25 protein-coding genes are annotated in these 21,662 nt (G+C 44.4%); 20 read left to right on the top strand and 5 right to left on the bottom strand.

Features of this window, described 5'->3' with window-relative positions; translation table 11 throughout:
• The 14 genes from VKA52_RS03260 to VKA52_RS03195 all read left to right on the top strand — a co-directional run bounded on the left by VKA52_RS03260 (nucleotide 1) and on the right by VKA52_RS03195 (nucleotide 12,692).
• A complete protein-coding gene (locus tag VKA52_RS03260; RefSeq protein WP_160911483.1) occupies nucleotides 1-372 on the top strand; it encodes a YojF family protein in 372 nt (123 codons plus the stop codon).
• Complete coding sequence (bshB2, locus tag VKA52_RS03255) at nucleotides 365-1,021, top strand: bacillithiol biosynthesis deacetylase BshB2 (protein WP_326314164.1); 657 nt, start codon at nucleotides 365-367, stop codon at nucleotides 1,019-1,021. Before VKA52_RS03260 ends, bshB2 begins: the two co-directional genes overlap by 8 nt.
• Before the next feature lie 101 nt (nucleotides 1,022-1,122).
• Complete coding sequence (locus VKA52_RS03250) at nucleotides 1,123-2,157, top strand: DUF4097 family beta strand repeat-containing protein (RefSeq protein WP_160911487.1); 1,035 nt, start codon at nucleotides 1,123-1,125, stop codon at nucleotides 2,155-2,157.
• 34 nt (nucleotides 2,158-2,191) lie between these two features.
• Nucleotides 2,192-2,545, top strand: a complete 354-nt coding sequence (locus VKA52_RS03245) for a phage holin family protein (protein ID WP_326314163.1) — start codon at nucleotides 2,192-2,194, stop codon at nucleotides 2,543-2,545.
• 451 nt (nucleotides 2,546-2,996) lie between these two features.
• The gene (gene hprK / locus VKA52_RS03240) at nucleotides 2,997-3,929 is read left to right on the top strand and encodes an HPr(Ser) kinase/phosphatase (protein ID WP_160911491.1); all 933 of its coding nucleotides are present in this window, start codon (nucleotides 2,997-2,999) and stop codon (nucleotides 3,927-3,929) included.
• A gap of 15 nt (nucleotides 3,930-3,944) precedes the next feature.
• Entirely contained in the window at nucleotides 3,945-4,778 is an 834-nt protein-coding gene (gene lgt / locus VKA52_RS03235; protein WP_160911493.1) for a prolipoprotein diacylglyceryl transferase, read from the top strand.
• A gap of 13 nt (nucleotides 4,779-4,791) precedes the next feature.
• Nucleotides 4,792-5,748 carry a nucleoside recognition domain-containing protein gene (locus VKA52_RS03230; RefSeq protein ID WP_160911495.1) on the top strand — a complete coding sequence of 319 codons (957 nt, stop codon included), beginning with the start codon at nucleotides 4,792-4,794 and terminating at the stop codon, nucleotides 5,746-5,748.
• Nucleotides 5,723-6,361, top strand: a complete 639-nt coding sequence (ppaX, locus tag VKA52_RS03225) for a pyrophosphatase PpaX (protein WP_160911497.1) — start codon at nucleotides 5,723-5,725, stop codon at nucleotides 6,359-6,361. Before VKA52_RS03230 ends, ppaX begins: the two co-directional genes overlap by 26 nt.
• A 4-nt stretch (nucleotides 6,362-6,365) precedes the next feature.
• Nucleotides 6,366-6,887: an acyltransferase gene (locus tag VKA52_RS03220; protein WP_326314159.1), complete on the top strand. Its 522-nt coding sequence runs from the start codon at nucleotides 6,366-6,368 to the stop codon at nucleotides 6,885-6,887.
• Nucleotides 6,884-7,444, top strand: coding sequence for a glycerol-3-phosphate responsive antiterminator (locus tag VKA52_RS03215; RefSeq protein WP_326314158.1), 561 nt, complete (start codon nucleotides 6,884-6,886; stop codon nucleotides 7,442-7,444). Before VKA52_RS03220 ends, VKA52_RS03215 begins: the two co-directional genes overlap by 4 nt.
• Before the next feature lie 103 nt (nucleotides 7,445-7,547).
• Nucleotides 7,548-8,366: an MIP/aquaporin family protein gene (locus tag VKA52_RS03210; RefSeq protein WP_206948008.1), complete on the top strand. Its 819-nt coding sequence runs from the start codon at nucleotides 7,548-7,550 to the stop codon at nucleotides 8,364-8,366.
• Nucleotides 8,363-9,862: a glycerol kinase GlpK gene (gene glpK, locus VKA52_RS03205; RefSeq protein ID WP_206948007.1), complete on the top strand. Its 1,500-nt coding sequence runs from the start codon at nucleotides 8,363-8,365 to the stop codon at nucleotides 9,860-9,862. The genes VKA52_RS03210 and glpK overlap by 4 nt, the downstream gene beginning before the upstream one ends.
• A gap of 233 nt (nucleotides 9,863-10,095) precedes the next feature.
• Nucleotides 10,096-11,763 carry a glycerol-3-phosphate dehydrogenase/oxidase gene (locus VKA52_RS03200; protein ID WP_326314157.1) on the top strand — a complete coding sequence of 556 codons (1,668 nt, stop codon included), beginning with the start codon at nucleotides 10,096-10,098 and terminating at the stop codon, nucleotides 11,761-11,763.
• 110 nt (nucleotides 11,764-11,873) lie between these two features.
• Nucleotides 11,874-12,692 (top strand): hypothetical protein, encoded by an 819-nt coding sequence (locus tag VKA52_RS03195; protein ID WP_326314156.1) that lies wholly within the window; start codon nucleotides 11,874-11,876, stop codon nucleotides 12,690-12,692.
• A 496-nt stretch (nucleotides 12,693-13,188) separates the two neighbouring features.
• On the opposite strand, the gene VKA52_RS03190 is transcribed toward VKA52_RS03195, so the two are convergent.
• On the bottom strand, nucleotides 13,189-13,929 hold the full coding sequence (locus tag VKA52_RS03190; RefSeq protein WP_326314155.1) for a hypothetical protein: 741 nt from the start codon (nucleotides 13,927-13,929) through the stop codon (nucleotides 13,189-13,191).
• Between the two features lie 153 nt (nucleotides 13,930-14,082).
• Between VKA52_RS03190 and VKA52_RS03185 the strand changes: the two genes are divergently transcribed.
• The gene (locus VKA52_RS03185; RefSeq protein ID WP_326314154.1) at nucleotides 14,083-14,643 is read left to right on the top strand and encodes a M15 family metallopeptidase; all 561 of its coding nucleotides are present in this window, start codon (nucleotides 14,083-14,085) and stop codon (nucleotides 14,641-14,643) included.
• 40 nt (nucleotides 14,644-14,683) lie between these two features.
• Here VKA52_RS03185 and VKA52_RS03180 read toward each other — a convergent pair whose 3' ends face one another.
• The 4 genes from VKA52_RS03180 to mreBH form a co-directional block, all read right to left on the bottom strand.
• A complete protein-coding gene (locus VKA52_RS03180; protein WP_326314153.1) occupies nucleotides 14,684-15,604 on the bottom strand; it encodes a ketopantoate reductase family protein in 921 nt (306 codons plus the stop codon).
• 21 nt (nucleotides 15,605-15,625) lie between these two features.
• Nucleotides 15,626-15,997 carry a DUF1428 family protein gene (locus tag VKA52_RS03175; RefSeq protein ID WP_206947912.1) on the bottom strand — a complete coding sequence of 124 codons (372 nt, stop codon included), beginning with the start codon at nucleotides 15,995-15,997 and terminating at the stop codon, nucleotides 15,626-15,628.
• 27 nt (nucleotides 15,998-16,024) lie between these two features.
• Nucleotides 16,025-16,330, bottom strand: a complete 306-nt coding sequence (locus tag VKA52_RS03170) for a hypothetical protein (protein WP_326314152.1) — start codon at nucleotides 16,328-16,330, stop codon at nucleotides 16,025-16,027.
• 550 nt (nucleotides 16,331-16,880) lie between these two features.
• A complete protein-coding gene (gene mreBH / locus VKA52_RS03165; protein WP_160914258.1) occupies nucleotides 16,881-17,888 on the bottom strand; it encodes a rod-share determining protein MreBH in 1,008 nt (335 codons plus the stop codon).
• Between the two features lie 163 nt (nucleotides 17,889-18,051).
• Between mreBH and VKA52_RS03160 the strand changes: the two genes are divergently transcribed.
• Genes VKA52_RS03160 through VKA52_RS03140 form a run of 5 tightly spaced genes read left to right on the top strand, consistent with a single transcriptional unit; the run spans nucleotide 18,052 to nucleotide 21,000 of the window.
• Nucleotides 18,052-18,795 (top strand): YkgJ family cysteine cluster protein, encoded by a 744-nt coding sequence (locus VKA52_RS03160; RefSeq protein WP_326314151.1) that lies wholly within the window; start codon nucleotides 18,052-18,054, stop codon nucleotides 18,793-18,795.
• A gap of 10 nt (nucleotides 18,796-18,805) precedes the next feature.
• A complete protein-coding gene (locus VKA52_RS03155) occupies nucleotides 18,806-19,426 on the top strand; it encodes an MOSC domain-containing protein (protein ID WP_202412478.1) in 621 nt (206 codons plus the stop codon).
• Between the two features lie 15 nt (nucleotides 19,427-19,441).
• Nucleotides 19,442-19,894 (top strand): nucleoside deaminase, encoded by a 453-nt coding sequence (locus VKA52_RS03150; RefSeq protein ID WP_326314150.1) that lies wholly within the window; start codon nucleotides 19,442-19,444, stop codon nucleotides 19,892-19,894.
• Between the two features lie 11 nt (nucleotides 19,895-19,905).
• A complete protein-coding gene (locus VKA52_RS03145; RefSeq protein ID WP_160914266.1) occupies nucleotides 19,906-20,277 on the top strand; it encodes a J-domain-containing protein in 372 nt (123 codons plus the stop codon).
• Between the two features lie 57 nt (nucleotides 20,278-20,334).
• Nucleotides 20,335-21,000, top strand: coding sequence for an SOS response-associated peptidase (locus VKA52_RS03140; protein ID WP_160914268.1), 666 nt, complete (start codon nucleotides 20,335-20,337; stop codon nucleotides 20,998-21,000).
• Nucleotides 21,001-21,662 lie beyond the last annotated feature (662 nt).

Genomic DNA, 21,662 nt, shown 5'->3' with positions numbered 1-21,662 from the left:
GTGGATGCCATTCAACAAAAAGTTGTTCAAGAAAAAATTGACCAACTAGCGAATAAAGAAGTTTATGTACACTTAGAAACGACAAACGGGGCTTATGCAAGTCACTTCGATGAAAATGCCTACAACGTAGGAGCTTTCATCCGAAACGCACAAGTCACTTACCAACACGGGAAAATTGTCAGCACGGGAGGGTCCTACCGTGTAGGTCTGAAACTTGACTTGGGCTGGGTTTATGCCGAAGGTTTGACAGATTTCGAAGTGGATGAGAAGGATCGACTGCTCATGGCCGGTCATGACCGTGAAGGCCGTTTAATGGTTGCTCTTGAAATCAGCGAGACCCCTTTTTCACATGAGGCGGATCCTGATGAGTAATGAAAAAGTGGTGGTCATCTTCCCGCATCCGGATGATGAATCGTTCGGAGCCTCCGGAACGATATCTAAGTTCCGTGACGAAGGCGTACCGGTAACTTACCTGTGCGGTACGCTTGGGGAGATGGGCCGAAACATGGGGAATCCTGTATTCGCTAATCGTGAGACGCTCTCTTCTTTTCGAAAAAAGGAGTTGGCTGAAGCAGCGAAACAGTTGGATATAGACGTTGAAATGCTTGGCTATAGGGATAAAACATTGGAATTTGAGCCTAGGCAGCAAGTGGCTGAGCATTTGCAGGAACGTATCGAATCATTAGGAGCTACCATTATTATTACGCATTATCCTGGATATGCTGTTCATCCGGATCATGATGCGCTCGGAGCAGCAGTGATTGAGGCTGTTACAAACATTTCGGAGGAGAAACGTCCGCAAGTGTGGATGCATGCGATTTCCAATGATTCCGAACAAGATTTAGGAAAGCCGGAGATCATCACAGATGTACGCCCTTACTGGGAAAGGAAATTGGCGGCTATCAAAGCCCACCTCTCTCAGGCTGATGGGATGATGAGCTTGATTGAAAATAATGATCAGACGGCTGAGCAATTAGAGCGGTTGAAAACAGAACGATTTTACAAGTATAACTTCCAATGAGACCGGACACCTGAGAAACGAACCAAGTTTTCTCAGGTGTTTTTTAGTTTTTGAACCCTTTCAATAGGGAAAAACGTAAGAGATAAAAAGGAGCTGATCTTATGAACGAAGAACGTATGAAAATTCTACAAATGATTGAAAAAGGCACTATTTCCGCAGAAGAAGGTGCGAAATTATTAGAAGCTGTAGAAGAACCTTCTTCGAAGGAATCAGAGCAGCGCGAGAAATCTTCGAAGTATGGAATTAGAAATTTCCTGGATGACGCCATGGAGAAAATTAAAAATGCAGATTTCGATTTAACTTTTGGAGAATACGTTGAATTCAGTGATGATACGGTTCTTCCTAATGAGACTTTTCATGATGCCGACCTTTCTATATCCAACGGCTCTTTAAAAGTCCATACCTGGGACCAGGAAGATGTGAAAGCTTCTTATCAAGTCAAAGTCTATCAAGTGGAAACAGAGGAAGAGGCGAGGAAAAGATTTCATGATGAAACCCAGGTGGAGATTAAAAATGGTCTCCTTCGCATAGCCAGCCCTTCGAAAAAGATAAAAATGAATGTAGATTTATACATTCCGAATAAAAAATATGAATTTATCAAATCACAATTAACGAATGGTCATTTGGATTTTGAGAATATCAAGAGTGATCACTTCCAGATGAAAACGTCAAATGGAGCCGTCCAAGCGAAGCAGCTCTCTGGAATGACATGTAAAATACAGACCGGCAACGGAGAGGTCCACCTGCAGGAAGGCACTTTTGATGAGTGCGAAACAGATACGATCAATGGAGCCATTACACTTTCAGGAGATATTGGAAAAGCGGATGCTTCTTCAGTCAGCAGCGCTATAACGGTCGATCACAAAGGTACGAAAGCGCACACAGGCTTTTACAAAACAACAACTGGCAGAATACAAGTATCTCTACCAACAGAAAAGAAAGTGGATGGCGTCCTGAGAACGAAATTCGGTCAAATTAAATGTGAGTTGGATAATTATAAAATTTTGAAAGACCGAAATGATGTTGCCAACAAAATGTTGGAATTCGAAGCGTACGAACAATTCGAAGAAGCATATCATATAGAAGCGGAGACGAAGACAGGCGCAGTTACTGTACAATCTCCTGTGAAACTTTGAAAAACGAACGACACATGAAAGGCAGGATGAAACTATGAAGAATTGGTTGATCCATATCGTTGTCAACGCCATCGCCATTATTGCGGTTGGAGCACTCTTTGATTCCGTAATCATTGACGGGGTGGGAGGCGCATTGCTGGCGGCACTCATTTTATCGATACTCAATGCCATCGTGAGGCCGGTCTTAGTAATCCTCACTTTACCGATTACGATTTTATCGCTCGGTCTATTCCTGTTCATCATCAACGCCATTACCTTGTGGCTGACCGATGCACTCCTGGGCAGTACTTTTGAAATTGACGGCTTCGGTATGACCATCATCGCCGCTATAATCATATCTCTGATCAACCTTGTGTTGAACAGCTTAATCAAGGATATGAAAAAATAACCCCCCCTTTACCGTATGAGTTTTCTCATACGGTATTTTTATTGTATCCCTTACCTCACTAACGCTCCCTATTCTTGAAGACTCAGTTTCGAGATTTCTGTTGAGTGTATGGGGCTGCGGGGAATGACTCGCTTTCCGCGGAGCGCGGTGAGTCTTCTCGGACTACGTCCTGTGGGGTCTCACCAAGCACTTTTCCCCGCAGGAGTCTCACCATTCCCCCACAGGGAAGCGAGTAGCTTCCCTGCCACCCCTGACGCCCAATAGCATAACGAACCCCGAAAACATCTCGATACTGAGTCTTCCACAAATCCTGCCAGGTAGGATAATATGCAAGTGCTGGTAGAGTGATTGGCTCAAGGGAAAAACTGCTAACAAACCTCCCTATCCAAGATTTATTGAAAACATGCTACAATAGGGGACAGTGATTGATGAAAGAGGAGGTTGATGGACAATGAGCAAGGTCCGTACACAAGATTTGTTAGAACAATTTGCACTTGAACTCGTTGCCGGTGCTGACGGCGTCCACCGTGAAATACATATGAGTGATATTTCTCGTCCTGGCGTAGAAATGACAGGGTATTTCAAGTTTTATCCGAAAGATCGCCTACAGCTGCTCGGTAAGACAGAACTCTCTTACTTTAATGAACTGGCAAAAGAACAAAGAAGAGAGCGAGCGGAAAAGCTTTGTACAGATGTGACACCTGGAATTGTTATTACCCGGGGAATGGATATCCCTGATGAACTTAGTGAAGCAGCCAATGAGGCGGGCGTTCCACTTATGTTGTCCCCATATAAAACGACGAGAGTGATTAGTCGCCTGACGAATTATTTGGAATCCAAGTTTGCTCCGTTTACGGCCATCCATGGTGTGCTTGTCGACATTTACGGAATTGGTGTGTTGATCACCGGTCAAAGTGGTGTCGGTAAAAGTGAGACAGCCTTAGAGCTTGTGAAGCGCGGGCATCGTCTTGTGGCTGATGATAGTGTGGAGATTCGACAAGAGGATTATGATACATTAATCGGAAACAGCCCTCCGTTGATTGAGCACCTGTTGGAAATTCGTGGACTGGGCATTATCAATGTGATGACATTGTTCGGTGCGGGTGCTGTTCGAAGCTATAAACGGATCACACTCGTCATCAACCTTGAATTGTGGGAAAAGAACAAACAATACGACCGTCTTGGTTTGGAAGAAGAAACGATGAAGATCATGGATGTTCAAGTTCCGAAAGCAACGATTCCTGTTCGTCCTGGTCGTAACCTTGCCGTCATTATTGAAGTGGCTGCGATGAACTTCCGTTTGAAACGCATGGGCGTCAATGCTGCTGAAGAATTTTCAGAGCGTCTGACAAAAGTCATCGATCAAGACCAAACGCAAGAATAAAGGAGGGAACCGCTGATGACATGTACACCTGAACCGTTGAACCCGGTCTTCCTCCAATTAGGTCCGCTTTCGATTTACTGGTATGGCTTGATTATTGCCACAGGAGCTTTTCTGGGGCTTTGGATTGCTACACGTGAGACAGAACGTCTCGGTTTGAAAAAAGACTATATGGTCGATATCGTTGTATTTGCAATTCCGGCAGCCATCGTGTGTGCTAGGATTTATTATGTCATTTTCGAATGGGATCGTTACGTTGGTGGACCATGGTGGAAAGTTTTTGCCGTGTGGGAAGGCGGAATCGCCATTCACGGGGCACTGATTGGTTCCGTGCTGACTGCCTATATTTATACGAAAATTAAAGGATTGTCCTTCTGGATGATGGCGGATATAGCTGCGCCGAGTATTATTCTCGGACAGGCGATTGGACGCTGGGGAAACTTTATGAACCAGGAAGCCCACGGCGGCCCGGTATCCGAATCATTTTATAATAACTTTATGCAGTATTTGCCCGGGTTCATCAACCAGCAAATGTGCATCGATGGTACAGTCTATCATCCGACATTCTTATATGAATCTGTGTGGAACATCATCGGATTTGTTTTGCTGTTAGTGTTGCGCCACAAATTTAATCCACGTCGTGGAGAAGTGTTCTTAAGTTATGTCATCTGGTATTCTGTCGGACGTTTCTTTGTTGAGGGCATGAGAACAGACAGCCTTTATCTATTCGGTGAGATTCGTACAGCGCAATTTATCTCCATCGTGCTTGTCATTGGGGCGGTTATTGCGATCATTTACCGGAGAAAGAATGGCATGGCGAATAAATATTATAACGGAAAGAAAGTAAAATAAGGGAGCAGGTAGCATGAAAGGGATTCTAAAACGTGGAAGTAAAAAGGGACTGGAGTTGACGTGGACGCTCGGAAAAGTCATTTTTCCCGTAACGTTAATTGTAACAATCCTTCAGTATACGCCGGTTCTCCCTTGGGTTATGGAAAAGTTGGAACCTTTGATGGGGTGGCTTGGACTTTCCGGTGAAGCTGCTGTTCCTCTTGTTTTAGGTAACTTTCTAAATCTTTACGCGGGCATTGCGGCCATCATCTCTTTTCAGTTTACGGTAAAAGAAGTGTTCATCCTTGCCGTGATGCTTTCCTTTTCCCATAACTTATTGATTGAATCGACGGTGGCTAAAAGGGTAGGCGTGAGCTGGTGGTTTGTAGCTGGCGTCCGCTTAAGTCTCGCTTTGGTTTCCGCCGCCATCATTAATGTTTTTTGGAAAGGCGGAGGAGAAACGGCGAAATATGGATTTGCTCCCGAGAAGACAGTCGATCCGAATGGATGGTCAGAGATTATTTTCCAAGGCGTACAGACCGCCTTCATGGGAATTGTGCAGCTGGCGTTGATTGTCATTCCTTTAATGATTTTCATGCAGTATCTACGTGAAAGAGGCTGGCTTGACCGCTTTTCTGGCTGGGTCGCTCCTGCGACTAGATTTCTTGGGATGGAACGCAACACATCGATGACCCTGGTTGCAGGACTGACGATCGGGCTCGCTTACGGTGCCGGCTTAATGATTCAGGCTGTGGAAGAGGACGGCGTTTCAAAAAAAGATATGTACTTAGCCATTCTCTTTCTTGTTTCCTGTCACGCGGTCGTTGAGGATACACTGATTTTCATTCCGCTCGGTATTCCTGTATGGCCGCTGCTTTTGATCCGTCTATTGACGGCGATTGTGTTAACCGCTGCCGTCGGCTTCGTTTGGAACAGACTACAACAGAAAAGAAAGGACCCATCCAATGAGCATACGTACCATTCTCTTTGATTTAGATGGAACATTGATCGATACCAACGAATTGATCATCGCTTCCTTTACCCATACGATTGAACAATATTCTGATCGCTCTTATGACCGTGAAGAAATTCTCGACTTTATCGGCCCGCCTTTACGGGAGAGCCTGCACAAAGTAAACCCTGACAAAGTGGAAGAAATGGTCGAGACCTATCGCAAACATAACATTGAAAACCATAATCGTTACGTGAAAGCCTACGAGGGCGTTGTGGAAACGATTGAGACGCTGAAGGATCAAGGTTACAAATTAGGTATTGTGACAACCAAAATGAGGAATACCGTTCATATGGGACTTGAACTGACAAACTTGGACGGATTATTCGAAACAATCATTACATTGGATGATGTGACGAATGCGAAACCTCATCCGGAGCCGATTGTGAAGGCTTTAAACCAATTGGATTCGCAGGCATCGGAAGCGATGATGGTCGGAGACAATACGCATGATATTGAAGCAGGGCAGAATGCCGGAACGAAAACGGCCGGGGTCGCCTGGACGGTTAAAGGGAGAAAAGTACTCGATGACTTGAATCCTGATTACATGCTTGATAATATGCGCGATCTATTAAAAATCACAGGAGGATGACTCTATGAGGAAAACGGAACGCTATCCAGTCAAAGGAGCCAATTCACTTTGGCACATTTATAAGACGGTCCCGTTTTTCAAAGTGGTCAAAAACTTCATCATTATACAAATGGCCCGGTACACCCCTTTTCTTTCTATGAAAAATTGGTTGTACCGGACTTTTCTCCATATGAAGGTCGGGGATCAAACGGCTTTTGCCTTGATGGTTATGGTCGATATTATGTTTCCTGAAAAAATTATGGTCGGGCGGAATTCGGTCATTGGTTACAACACCACAATTCTTGCTCATGAATATTTGATTGAAGAGTACCGCCTCGGTAATGTTGTGATCGGGGATGAAGTTTTGATTGGAGCGAATACGACGATTCTTCCTGGTGTCACCATCGGCGACCGCGCCGTTGTTTCTGCCGGTACGCTGGTGCATAAAGATGTGCCCGCAGGTGCTTTCGTCGGAGGAAACCCGATGCAACTCATCTATACGAAAGAACAGATGGAAGAACGGACACAGAACGGGGGAGAAAAATGACGTTGACACAGTCAGTTCTGCCTGCAGTAAAGAAAATCAAAGAATTTGAAGCTTTGTTGGAGAGTGAAACCGATTATATCATCCTTTTGGAAAGCCGGTTGGGTCTTTTACGAAAACTTGTCAAAATCGGGCAGAAAGCTGGAAAAAAAGTTTTTGTGCATGTAGACTTGATTCAAGGTTTGAAAGCGGATGATTATGGCATGGAATACATAGGGCAGGAAGTGAAGCCGGATGGGGTCATTTCTACGAGAGCTCATGTCATTCAGCAGGCAAAAAAGTATCATCTTATTTCTGTGCAGCGGTTGTTTTTAATAGACAGTCAGGCGATTGAACATAATGTGAAGATCATCCGTAAAACGGCTCCCGATTTTGTTGAAGTTTTACCAGGGGTCTTACCGGGAATGATAAAAGAGATCAAGGAGCATATCGGCATTCCTGTCATTGCAGGAGGCTTGATTCGTTCTAAGGAAGAAGTGGGTCAAGCGCTTGCTTCGGGTGCTTCTGCAGTCTCTACTTCACGTTCTGAACTATGGCGTTTTAACAGCGAGAATACATAACACCTTTCGTGAAGAGGCTGACGATCCACACAATAATTAGATCATACTAATGTTGTGTGGTTTTTTGTACGTCAATCGTGGTACACAGAAAGGAGATCACAGCATGACTGAATTCATGGGTGAGCTGATAGGCACCATGATCCTCATCATTTTCGGGGGAGGCGTCATCGCAGGTGCAAATTTAAAAGCAACAAAAGCAGAAGGAAACTGGGTGCTGATTACCATCGCCTGGGGACTTGCTGTAGCCATGGGCGTTTACGCTGTAGGGAGAGTAACAGGGGCTCATATCAACCCTGCCGTTACACTTGGACTGGCAACGGTCGGAGATTTCCCCTGGAGCAAAGTCCCGATGTATATTACCGCCCAGATGGCGGGTGCATTCATGGGAGCTGTCATTGTCTTCTTTCACTACCTTCCTCACTGGAAGGATACAGAAGATCAGTTGGCGATCAAGTCGATTTTTTGTACAGACCCTGCCATCCGCAGCCCGATTTCAAACCTTGTCAGTGAGATCATTGGAACATTCGTTTTAGTGATGGGCATCTTGTTTATTGGAGCCAATGATTTCACACAGGGGTTAAACCCTCTTATTGTTGGTTTGCTGATTGTAGCCATCGGGATGTCTCTCGGTGCGACAACAGGGTATGCAATCAATCCAGCCCGTGATTTGGGCCCTCGACTGGCTCATGCTATCTTACCGATTCCAGGAAAAGGGGGATCGGATTGGGGATATTCCTGGATCCCTGTTCTTGGTCCAATCATCGGTGGTGTGTATGGCGGATTGTTTTATCAGGCCATATTCCAAGCAAATGCGAACGGCTGGTTCTGGGTTGGCACCATTATCATTTTACTTATTTTACTTTCCTCCATGCGTGTGGAGCTGAAAAAAGTGCATCAATCTGAAAAAGGAGTGGAATCATGAAACAGTACATTTTATCAATCGATCAGGGTACAACAAGTTCAAGAGCGATTTTGTTCAATCACGAAGGACAGATCGTAGAAACCGCTCAAAAAGAATTCGAACAGCATTTTCCAAAGCCGGGCTGGGTAGAGCATGATGCAAACGAAATTTGGACATCTGTCCTAGCTTGTATTGCGGATGTTCTAAGAAAATCCGATATCGAAGCGAGTCAGGTTGCCGGTATTGGTATCACTAACCAACGTGAAACTACAGTCGTTTGGGACAAAAACACGGGCAAACCGATTTATAAAGCGATTGTCTGGCAGTCTCGTCAAACGCAAAGCATCTGTAATGAGTTGAAAAAACAAGGATTGGAAGAAACATTCCGGGACAAAACAGGTCTCCTGCTTGATCCATACTTTGCCGGAACGAAGGTGAAATGGATTTTAGACAATGTTGACGGAGCGAGAGAAAAAGCCGAAAACGGTGACCTCATGTTTGGAACGATTGATACGTGGCTTGTTTACAAGCTTTCTGGACAAAAAACGCATGTGACTGACTATTCCAATGCTTCTCGTACATTGATGTACAACATCCACGACTTGAAATGGGATGATGAACTCCTTGACATCTTAGGTGTACCGAAGAGTATGCTGCCGGAAGTGAAACCTTCCTCAGAGGTCTATGCGAATACTGTAGATTATCATTTTTATGGAAAAGAAGTCCCAATTGCCGGGATTGCCGGAGATCAACAGGCGGCTCTATTCGGACAAGCATGTTTCGAAAAAGGGATGGGCAAGAACACCTACGGAACTGGTGGCTTCATGTTGTTGAATACTGGAGAAGAAGCAGTCAAATCCGAAAATGGTCTGTTAACAACGATTGCCTGGGGGCTAGATGGAAAAGTAGAATACGCGCTGGAAGGAAGCATTTTCGTGTCCGGTTCAGCCATTCAATGGCTTCGTGACGGCTTGAAAATGGTAGAATCCTCCCCGCAGAGTGAAGAGATTGCCGGTCAGGTGAAATCCACGGACGGCGTTTATGTTGTTCCTGCCTTTGTTGGTCTTGGTACACCTTATTGGGACAGCGAAGCACGAGGAGCTGTCTTCGGTATTACACGTGGCACGACGAAAGCACACTTTGTACGAGCAACGCTTGAATCTCTTGCGTATCAGACGAAGGATGTCGTGGATGCGATGGTTGAAGATTCAGGCATTGAAGTGAAAAAACTTCGTGTTGACGGAGGGGCAGTTAAAAACAATTTGTTAATGCAGTTCCAAAGTGATCTGCTTGATGTGACGGTCGAGCGTCCGGAGGTCAATGAAACGACAGCTCTTGGTGCGGCTTACCTTGCCGGTCTTGCTGTAGGGTTCTGGGAGGACCGCAAAGATATTGCCAACCAATGGAAAGTAGAAAGAGAGTTCGAGCCGAGTATGAATGAAGAGAAAAGTAAGAAACTATACAAAGGCTGGCAAAAAGCTGTGGAAGCAACAAGGGTGTTCAAACAAGAAGAATAATTCCTTGAAAACATCTCCCTCTCTGATATAATGAAGCTATAAGTTAATGATAACGGTCGGAGATACGGAGAGACCACGAAGCTTTATGCAATCCGCATAAGTGTTTTCGTGGTCTCTTTTTTTTATGTTTTGAATGGGCACTCGATGAGCAATCCGACACATATTCTTTGCTGAAAAAGGGAATACCCGTATCAGACCATGAATTTGAAGACAACGGAAGAAGGAGAGATAGTATGCAATCATTTTCTAGTTACGAAAGACAAGATCAGTTTAACCGTTTAACTCAGGAAGAATGGGATGTCCTCGTTATAGGTGGAGGAATCACAGGTTCTGGAATCGCTCTCGATGCTGCGAGCCGTGGCATGAAAACAGCAGTCGTCGAAATGCAGGATTATGCAGCGGGTACGTCCAGTCGTTCCACAAAATTGGTGCACGGCGGTTTAAGATACTTAAAACAGTTCGAAGTGAAAATGGTCGCCGAGGTAGGGAAAGAAAGAGAAATCGTTTATGAAAATGGCCCCCATGTGACGACACCTGAATGGATGATGCTACCATTCCATGAAGGCGGAAACTTTGGACCGTTTTCTACAAATGTCGGACTTCGCGTATATGACTACCTTGCCGGCGTGAAAAAATCGGAGCGTCGAACGATGATGAGCGCAGAAGAAGCCCTTGAACGTGAACCACTTGTGAAAAAAGAAGGATTGAAAGGCGCAGGGTACTATGTAGAATATAAAACCGATGACGCGCGTCTTACACTTGAAGTGATGAAAAAAGCCGTAGAGTTCGGTGCATGTTCTACGAACTACGCAAGGGTCGTAGACTTCATTTACGATGACAATGGATCTATGGTTGGAGCGAAAGTAGAAGATACCGTTTCAGGTGAGCAGTATCATGTCAAAGCGAAAAAAATTATCAATGCTGGTGGGCCGTGGGTCGATGAATTGCGTGAAATCGATGGCTCTAAAAAAGGGAAAACCCTGCAGCTCACGAAAGGCGTCCACCTTGTTTTCGATCAATCGGTCTTTCCTTTAAGACAGGCGATCTATTTCGATAGTCCGGACGGTCGAATGATCTTCGCCATTCCACGTGACGGCAAAACTTATGTCGGTACGACAGATACGACGTATGATCAGGAAATCGCTCATCCCACAATGACGGAAGATGATCGTAATTATATTCTTGATGCGATGAAGACGATGTTCCCAACAGTTGATGTCACAGCAGACGATGTAGAATCAAGCTGGGCAGGACTGCGTCCACTGGTCCACGAAGAAGGGAAAGATCCGTCTGAGATTTCTCGGAAGGACGAAATCTTCGTTTCAGACTCTGGGTTGATTTCCATGGCTGGTGGAAAACTTACAGGATATCGTAAAATGGCTCAAACGGCCGTCGATCTTGTTCGTGATCAGTTGATGGAAGAGCAGGGCATTCGTTATTCAGACTCTGAAACGAAAAACATGCCGATCTCTGGTGGCGATGTCGGAGGTTCCAAAGGGTTCAAGAAATATAAAGATGAGCGCGTTCAAATCGGTGAATCTCTGGGAGTGACGAAAGAAGACGCAGAAAAATTGATCCAGCTCTATGGTTCAAATGTCGACAAAGTTTTCAACAACTTCAAGGACCGTAAAGAAGAAGCAGCACAAGAAGGGGTGGACCCCGTGGTCTTTGCCCAGCTCGTGTATGCATTAGAAGACGAAATGACGTACAAGCCTGTGGATTTCTTTATTCGCCGAACAGCAGCCTTATTCTTTAACATTCAATGGGTACGTGATCATAAAACATCTGTCATCAATTATATGGCGAAAGCCTTGAATTACAGTGAACAGCAAAAGCAAGAATACACGGAAGAGCTTGATCAATTATTAGAAGAAGCTGTCACACCTATTGAATACGTATAAATCAAAAAGACTTCTCCTTCACGGAGGAGTCTTTTTTTACATATTTTTGTAACTTTCACCGTTCTCATCCGTACTTATAGTAAAGCTTCTTTTTTTAAGGAGGATCTAAGATGTCGCTTGTTCAGAACATGATTTACCAAGATGCAAGAAGGCAACTATGGACGGGAACCCTTCTTTCATTCATATCCATTGTTTTTATCCTTGGGATGGTCACCGTTAATCCGAGTAGTTTTATTATTTCTGTCGTTTATGCAGCGATTTTTGCCATCACGGGAGCTGCGCTTTTAAAAGGCGGTTATGCCGATCTTCAAAAATCCAAAACCGTATTGGATTTTGAATCGGATCGTACACAGGACTTATTAACAAGAGTACCTGCGCGTATGTATATGGGGCAAAAAGCACTCAAATCCTTCCAAGCTGGATTATTTGATATGGAAGGTGAAAGTTACGGTGAAATCCAAGAAAAGATCCAGTGGAAACATAAAATTTTAACGATGTTTACAGCCATGTTTTCCTATGACCAGTTAAGACCAGCTGTGTACACATTTAAAAATCAGCGTGGTCAATCGCTCTACCAGATAGAAAAGAAGGGTGGTTTTCAGTGGAGAGGATATATCCAACGCAAAGATGGAGGGTATGTCGCTTATACGAAGCAAACAAAAAATAAAGGGACAGGCCAGCGCATCACTCGTTATATAGAAATGGACCAATGCCGCTGGAGTGCAGAAGGCGATGACTTCATCGGACATTATAAAATCAAGGATCATGAAGGAAGGGTATGGGCTGTCATTAAAAGAGGGGCCATCCCCCGCGAAGCGGCCGAGCGTTTCGAAAAGATGCCTGGTTACTTGGTCGAATGGAACATCCGCGACAACATCCCAGCTTCTCTCCTTGCTTTCCTGTTCCTCCTCCAATCTAAAGAAAGATAATCATTTGCCTTACTAAAGAATATGGCAAGATTGTTGAAGACTCAGCTTCGAGAGCCATTCCCCTTCGCCCCTTAACCAAGTATGGTTCTCGAAACCACTACTTAAAAATCAGCTTGTATGGATATGAGAAGTGAATGATTTAAACTCTACCTCGTTGACGTTTAGCATAAGCAAATGCTTGATCGAACGCACTATATGCCCGCATAGGAGATAAGATTTGGAAAATTATTTATGAATACAGGTGTTCGAATCATCCACTTCCCTCAACCATTCAAGCTGACCCTTTTAGAAGTGGTTTCGAGACACTTATAAGGTCAAGGGGCGGAGGGAAACGGTGAGACTCCTATGGGACGTGTGGGACAGGTGAGACCCCGGAAGGCATAGCCTGAGGAGGCTCACCGCCCGCCCCATGGAAAGCGAACCTTTTCCCGGAGCCCCTAGAACCTTACAATCATCTCGAAACTGAGTCTTCAAGAAAAGGGAGCTATTGTGGAAGTTATAGAAACTTTGGTAAGTTTAGGATCTTTCTGATTCTATACCATTTCCTTGAGATTAAGATTTTCTTAGGTTTGATGAAGCCATCCCTGAACTGGTAGAGTTCCCCATTTTCTTCGTGTATTCCAAGTACCTCGGACTTTACCTGTTGTTTCATGTATCTTCGAAAAGGGAAGGACTTGTATTTTTTCGGGTGATAATATGGTCTTGAATAAAGATGGGGATATTCATAAAGAGGGCCCTCATAAATCAACTGAAAGTCTTGGTGGTCGCGGAAATCTTCTGGAGTGACAAGAGCGCTCGTTTTAGAGAAAAGAGAGGAACCTGATCGCTTAAGAACTTCAGCCACGAATTGGGAGCAAAAGTAACTGGATTTCACATGAATGGGCTGGTTTGTCGGTACCCCTAAAAGACCTAAGTAATTGTAAAAGTAAGTTTTATAGTTTTTAGCGAACGCTTTAAGAAGACGCTCCAGCTTTTGGTATTTTCTTCTTGTCATTTTTAGTTCATAAACCGCACAAGTCGCGTAAGGATACCAACTGAATGTTCCTTCAACAAGATCTTCCTGAACGAAACCACCCCAGAAAGGGTTCGTCGGTCGGCGTCTTCCGAAACTATATAAACGTTTCATATTCTTGTCTAAAGATAGAGAGGCGTGGTTATAGGGTGCTTGGGTGAATGCTTTAATCGCCTGGTTTGTGATGGTACCTGTGTTTGATAGTAATAAGTAGACAGATTTCATAAGGCTCCCTCCAAATTGGATGTTTCTGTCAATATACTATACGAAACTATGAAAAGGAAGTTATTCATTTCTCTATCCAGCTCCGTATGGTATTCTCATATTAATCATTAAATGAATGGAAGGGAAGCGGAAGTGCGCATTTTAACGAACTTGATGAACGTTATCTTTTTTGCTGGTGTGGTTGCTCTGGTTATTTTCTTTTTAGTTCCACAAATAGAAAAAGAACTTCCTCAAGGTGTTTTTTATAAAAAAGATGTCCCGCTCCCTACAAACCTTCACCCGACGGTAGAAAAGCGTAAAAATCAACTAGTCGAAAAGGTACAGGGAGCAGGAATTAACATGGTCATTACGGAAGGTCACCGTTCCGTTCAAAGACAGGACAAGCTCTATGAACAAGGGCGTTCTTCTGATGGGCAAATCGTCACTTATGCGAGGGGTGGGGAGTCCTATCATAATTACGGCCTGGCTATCGATTTTGCGCTGGAACATGAAGATGGCCGTGTTATATGGGATACAGAATACGATGGGAATGGAAACGGACGGTCCGATTGGCTTGAAATTGTAGAAACCGCTAAAGGCCTTGGTTTTGAGTGGGGAGGCGACTGGGAAAACTTTAAGGATTATCCCCATTTGCAAATGGATTTCGGATTATCAATCAGGGAGTTGAAAAGAGGAAAACGCCCGGAAGTGGATGAGTACGCAGATGAAGAATAGATGGAAGAAGGGGGCTCCTGAGTTAGGAGCCCCCTTTTTATCATTGTTGATACTCTTCATAAGGTTTAATCATGGCATGGATGGTTTCGATATAAGGCATACTCAAACCGACCTCACTGCCAAGGCGTAGAGCTCCACCGTGTAGATGTTCAACTTCCAGAGGAAGCCCTTTTCGGCGATCCTGATGCATCGATGACGTCATTTCAGGATCCAATCCACGTAAACGTTCAAATGCCTGCTGCACTTGTGTATCTGTCAGACCAATGCGGTGGGCGTTTGCAAGGTCTTTCATCTCCTCGAGAATTCGCTCGGCAATTCGAATCGTTTGAGGGTAACTTTGTACAACGCCAATAGGTTGATTAACCGCTGTGGTAATTCCGGAAAACGCGGTAATGAACATGTATTTCTTCCACATGTCCTCTAAAATATTCGTGCTTAATGTTCCATTTAAATTTGCCTGGTTACACGCGAGCGCAAGCTCTTCACAGATGGCCTGCTGAGAGGTGTGGAGCGGTCCGAATACGAGATCATGGAAAGGGCTCGTATGAACAACATGCCCAGCCTCATCAAGGGTTGCGATGATATAGGAAAGTCCGCCTATGACAGCTTCTTCTCCCAATTCTTTTTGAAGAATACTGATATGTTCCATGCCATTTAAAACGGGATAAACTTTTGCTCCTTTATTTACCAAAGCTTTAAGCCAATCCAATGTCCCGTGAAGGTGATAACCTTTGACGGCAAGAAAAACAAGATCAGGGTTTTCAATTTCCTGTGGACTCCTTGCAATTACAGGATCTGGAACTAGGTAGTCCCCCATTTCGCTATGTAGCTTCAATCCGTTTTTCTCAATCTGCTCGGCTCTTCCTTCGCGGACGAGGTTAATGACTTCATGACCAGCTTCCTGCCAGCGTGCACCAAAATAGGCACCTAAGGCACCTGCACCTAAAACTACAATTTTCATAATCCGACACCTCCTGGGGATTTATGCTTCTAACTCCTTGCTGCGCTCTGTTGAAAAGCTTGAAGTAATAATTCTGGTCGTTTCCACAACATCTTTGATATGGTCATCTAAATATTGGATAATATCATCGAATCCAGCTTTTCTCATGATCTCATGGTAATGATCTTCACTATGGAATATAGATTGACCGAGTACGAGTTCTTCATCTTCCTCAACATCAACAACATTCAAAAATCCCATGGACCCCTGGCTGCCGGTCAATTTATTGGAAAAATAAATATTATGGTCGAGAGCTCCATGAGATTTTAAGAGATCACCAGATTTTCTACTCAATTCCACGAATTCATCCAGATCTTTTAGTTTTACTCGAAAAAGACATATGACTGTAAACATCGCTATTCCCCCTTGTGATGTAGGTAATCAGGATTTATTATCCAAGCTTGTGGACCGTCCAGCCTCAATCAAAAGAACGATGGCTGTCACTGTGTGCATAACCCATCCAATAAAAGGGATCGCTCCAATTGCGCTTGTGATCATACCGAGAATATTTCCTGCGTAGGAACGCTTGTCTCTAGCTGCGACTACGAGGGTGATCAAGTGGAAAACAAACATGAACAAAAGCGGAAGCCAGGCATTACTGAATATGAATGCGCCACCTGCTATAGGAATTGCCAGAAATGCTTCACATCCACCTGTCAGCCACTTGAGTAAAGTAGATAGTTTCATTGAGAATCTGCTCCTTATTGTGTGTTCTGTTGTGTGAAGTATAAGAGTGGGGGAATAGACCTCTATTCCTACCTTTCCACTCCTTGGGTTGCTTCGAAACATTCTACCAAAAGTACCTATTGATCTCTACTTTTATGCGTTATTTCGACAAGGTTGCTATCATTTCCTCTCTTTTTAGACGAATTTTTAATTCGATTTATTTTTCTTCTAAATGAGCAAGGGGGGAAGATAAAACAAAACCTCCGGAATTTCCGGAGGTTTTGTTTTATTTATTTTCTATTGGATGGATTCTTCGCATTAGTTTAGAGAGCTCTTACTGACTGGTTTTGGACACATGAGTCGGAGAGCCTCCGTGTAGGAAGATCGCTCCCCTGCGCCGCTTGTCTTATGCTTGTCGAGTCTCCCGGGGTGGTTCCACACTTCCGGTTGTCCAGCTCCAACGCCAAGCCCCTCGAGACATAAGTCGATGGCCTCCGTGAGGGAAGAGCGCCTCACTGCGCCCCTCGTCTTATGCTTGTCGGGGCTCCCAAGGCGTTTCCGCACTTCAATCTTACTTACTTGCTTTTTGCAGTTTCTGAATCATTTTCAGGCTGCGGCCGGTTCCGATGGCTACGGATTCAAGTGGGCTTGGGGCCATGTGTACGGGTACGGAAATTTCATTGGACAGCCAATCCTGCATGCCGTTGAGTAAGGATCCGCCTCCGGTAAGAATAACGCCGTGGTCGACGATGTCGCCGCTTAGTTCCGGTGGGCAATCCTCAAGGGTTGCGCGAATGGTTTCAAGCAGCTGGTCAAGGGATTCTTTCAATGCTCCTTGAATTTCCGTGGATTTTAGTTCGATGGTTTTTGGAAGACCTGTGACCATGTCACGACCTCTTACTTCCATCGTTACTTCCGGATGATCGATCAGTGCGTAGCCGATTTCCATTTTGATTTGCTCGGCTGTGCGCTCACCAATTAACACATTGTAAGCTTTACGCACATGCTGGATGATCTCCTCATCCATAACGTCTCCACCTGTGCGAATAGATTTGCAGGATACGACACCACCGAAGGAGATGATGGCTACTTCGCTCGTCCCGCCACCAATATCTACGACTACGTTTGCTATAGGCTCATCGACTGGAAGATCGGCGCCGATGGCAGCTGCAATTGGTTCTTCAATCAAGTGCACGTTTTTAGCGCCATAGCTTTTCACTGCATTGTGAATGGCGCGGCGTTCAACAGATGTTGAGCCGGAAGGTGTGCATATAACCACGGTCGGTTTTCTCATGGAGATCCCGGATTTTTTGGATACTTTTTTCAAAAGCTCTTTCAACATTTGTGCGGTCATATCATAGTCAGCGATGACACCATCCCTCAACGGGCGGACAGGGATGATGTTTCTCGGGGTCTTTCCAACCATTTCTTTTGCTTCTTTTCCTACTGCTACAACACTTTTCGTTTCAGTGTTATAGGCGACAACAGACGGTTCGTTAAGTAAAATTCCTTTTGATTTTGAATAGATCAATATATTAGCAGTACCAAGATCGATACCGATTTCTGCGTTTGATAACATGTAGACGTACCTCCAAAGGTGAAATAATCTATTTATAGACCTTCTCATATCATAGGAGTTTTTTGGGGGTTCAACAACAGGAAATTCGTGGTCAGGGAGAAAGTGGTGTCATAAGTCATCCCCCATGTATAATGGGACTAACGATAGACAGAGGAGTTTTTCTATGAGTTTTTTGAAACATGAAGAAATCATAAAGCGGTGTGAAAAAATAAACCAATCGTATGAAATCGCCCCTTCCTTTTTTGATGGGATTGTCGATGAATTATTGGATAGTGAAAAGGATACAGAAACCGTAATATTAAGTGGTTTTCAACGCCTTATCTCTGAAGTCGACCACGAAATCGAGCGGATGGAGGAATTCACCTCCATGAAACCGAACTGTTTTATGGGGTGTGCTTTTTGCTGCTACTTCCCAATTGTTATCACAAAAATGGAAGCGAAAATGTTGTTTCGTTCCATCGAACACTTTTCAGAAGAGCGAAAAGAAGCGATCTATGCCCATTGGGAAAATTATTATGGAAAACAACAGGACAAATTGCAAAAAGCTATGGCTATGGATTTTGAAGCACCCGAAACGAAGTTAGAATACAAAAGGTTGAATCTGCCTTGCCCGATGCTGGATCCAGAAACTCAATTATGTATGGCTTATGAAGTGAGGCCTATCCCTTGCCGTACCTATTTAAACTACAGTGATCCACAGGTTTGTGCCGATCAGCACATGCCAAAAGAACCATTCAGCTATGAGTTTCTCTATCAATTTTATTTCGGAAGTATCAACGAGTTAATACAGGCGCTCTATGAGAATGGTGAAGATGTTTTTGTTGATTATCCGATGGATGCGTGGAGTTATGATTACCTCCCAGCCTGGATCAAGCAATGGAGAGAGGGGACCTTAAGTGAAGTATAAACTCTTATCTATGAATGTGGGTCGTCCGGAAACCTATGAAACAGATAAAGGCGAGTTGAACAGTGCTTATCGGAAAACCCCTGTCAAGGGTCCTGTGCATTTAACTTATCTGAACTTTGACGGGGACGAACAAGCAGATAAAAAGAACCATGGCGGCCGTGATAAAGCTGTTTGTCTGTACCCCGCCCAGCACTATAGGCACTGGGAAAGTCATTACAACCAAGAATTTACTTTTCCTTCTTTTGGGGAGAACTTGACTGTGGATGGGATTGATGAACGTCAGATCCGGATCGGTGATGTTTTTCAGCTCGGAGGTGCAGTCCTGCAAGTATCTGAGCCGAGGAAACCATGCTATATCATAGCCCGAACCCATGGAATTGACGATTTTCCAGCTCGTGTCATGGAAAAAGGGTTCTCAGGATTTTACCTGAGAGTGTTACAGGAAGGAGAAGTGGCTCAAGGTGATTACATGATCTTAATTGAGTCTCACCCTGATGGAGTGACAGTGGAGGATGTCAACGAGGTACGTTACCACGATCGAGATAACACAGCTAAAATTAGAAGGGTTGTATCTGTTGCCCCCCTGGCCGATGGATTGAAGCAATCGCTGAGCAAGCGTCTACAAAAGTGAGAGGAGGATGAGATCGTGAATTCTTTTTCAGAACGGGCCTTGCAACTGGCTTTGGACAATGTTGAAGATGGAGGCCACCCTTTTGGAGCAGTCCTAGTCTGTGACGGAGAAATTATCGCAGAAGGTGTGAATGAACTGCATGTACGTCCGGATGTTAGTGCTCATGCTGAATTGGTAGCAATTAAGAAAGCCCAGCGAGCAAGAGGGTCCATTGATTTGAGTGATTGTACGATGTATGCGAGTGGAGAACCATGTGCGATGTGTCTAACAGCCATGTACTTTTCTAATCTCAAAAAGGTCATTTACTCCCAATCTATCGAAGATGCAAGTCGAGTTGGGCTGACCCTTTCCAAAATCGTTTATCAAGACCTTCAAAAAACGAAGGACCAACGTAAAATCGAGATGATTCATGAACCCATCCAAAAGAAAGAATTTGATGCAATGAAAGCCTATGCGGAAAAAGGATAGGAGGCAGAAAGATGGATTATGGACATTTGATTGAGGAAAAAATTAAGCAATCCATGAAAAAGGGGGATTTCGATAACCTTCCAGGAAAAGGAAAACCACTACCTAAAGATGAATTCGCCTATCTGCCTCCAGAACTTAGAAACAGTTACCGGATTTTGAAAAATGCCAACATGCTTCCTGAAGAAATGATCTTGAAAAAAGAGATGGTTGAAATTGAAGACCTCCTGGCCAAGGTTAAAGATCCTAAATTGTCTGCACACTATAAAAAAGAATGGAAAGAGAAAAAGCTTCGCTTCGACATGATGATGGAAAAGAGAAAAATGAATCAATCAGGAGCCTACAAGCAATATCAAAAAAAGATTGACCGGCGTTTCGGGTTTTGATGTTTCTTCGATTTTTGGCTTCACGTGGTCATGATTTCACAACAAGGAGGTGATGGTATGTGCGGAAGATACACCCTGTTAGCAGAAGAAGCGGAAATTTTGAAAGAGTTCGGGATAGAAAGGCCGATGGATGGGTATGAACCCCGGTACAACATCGCTCCAGGTCAAAAGGTTCTGGCGGTGATTCATGATGGTAAACAAAAGCGCGCGGGTTATATGAAATGGGGGCTCGTCCCTTCGTGGTCCAAGGACCCTAAAATTGGCTATAAAATGATTAACGCCAGAAGTGAAACCGCTCATGAAAAGCCAAGTTACAAAAGGTTGATGAGTCAAAAGCGATGCTTGATCGTAGCGGATAGTTTTTATGAATGGAAAAAGGCTGAAACAGGAAAGCAGCCCGTTAGAATTCAACCTGAAAACCGCTCTCTATTCGCCTTTGCGGGTTTGTGGGATCAATGGGAAGGGGAAGATGAATCTCTTTATACCTGCACGATTCTCACGCAGGATGCGAATGAGTTTATGGCTCCGATTCACAATCGGATGCCTGTCATCCTTCCAGAAGAAAAGCAGGATCAGTGGATTCAACCAGTGAAATGGTCCCCTTCTGATGCCAAGGGTTTTGTTGAACAACTGACTATGGACGACCTCCGTGCCTATGAAGTCAGCGACTACGTCAACTCAGCTAAAAACGAAGGCCCTGACTGCATAACCCCTATAGCTTAACTATTTCTTTATTAAAGAATATGGCAGGTTTCTTGAATACTCAGTTTCGAGACGTTTGTTGAGTGGATGGGGGATGCGGGGAATAGCTCGCTTTCCGCGGGAGCGCGGTGAGCCTCCTCGGACTGCGTCCTGTGGGGTCTCACCAAGCACTTTTTTCCCGCAGGAGTCTCGCCATTCCCCTCCGCCCCTTAACCAAGTATGGTTATCGAAACCACTACTTAAAAATCAGCTTGTATGGATATGAGAAGTGAATGATTTAAACTCTATCTCATTGACGTTTAGCATACGCAAATGCTTGATCGAACGCACTATTCGCCCGCATATGGGAGAAGATTTGGAACCTTATTATGAATAAAGGTGTTCGAATTATCCACTTCCCTCAACCATTCAAGCTGACCCTTTTAGAAGTAGTTTCGAGACACTTATAAGGTCAAGGGGCGGAGGGAAACGGTGAGACTCCTATGGGACGTGTGGACAAGTGAGACCCCGGAAGGCGTAGCCTGAGGAGGCTCACCGCCCCATGGAAAGCGAACCTTTTCCCGGAGCCCCTAGAATCACACAAACATCTCGAAACTGAGTCTTCCACAATCGGGAGCGTTTCTAAAATTGAGGTTGCATCAAAAAAGAGCTTACAGCGCCATTTGGGCTGTAAGCTCTTTTGG

The organism is Halobacillus sp. HZG1, from assembly GCF_035818575.1.
Classification (GTDB): domain Bacteria; phylum Bacillota; class Bacilli; order Bacillales; family Halobacillaceae; genus Halobacillus; species Halobacillus litoralis.
This window is presented reverse-complemented; position numbering and strand designations above follow the sequence as displayed.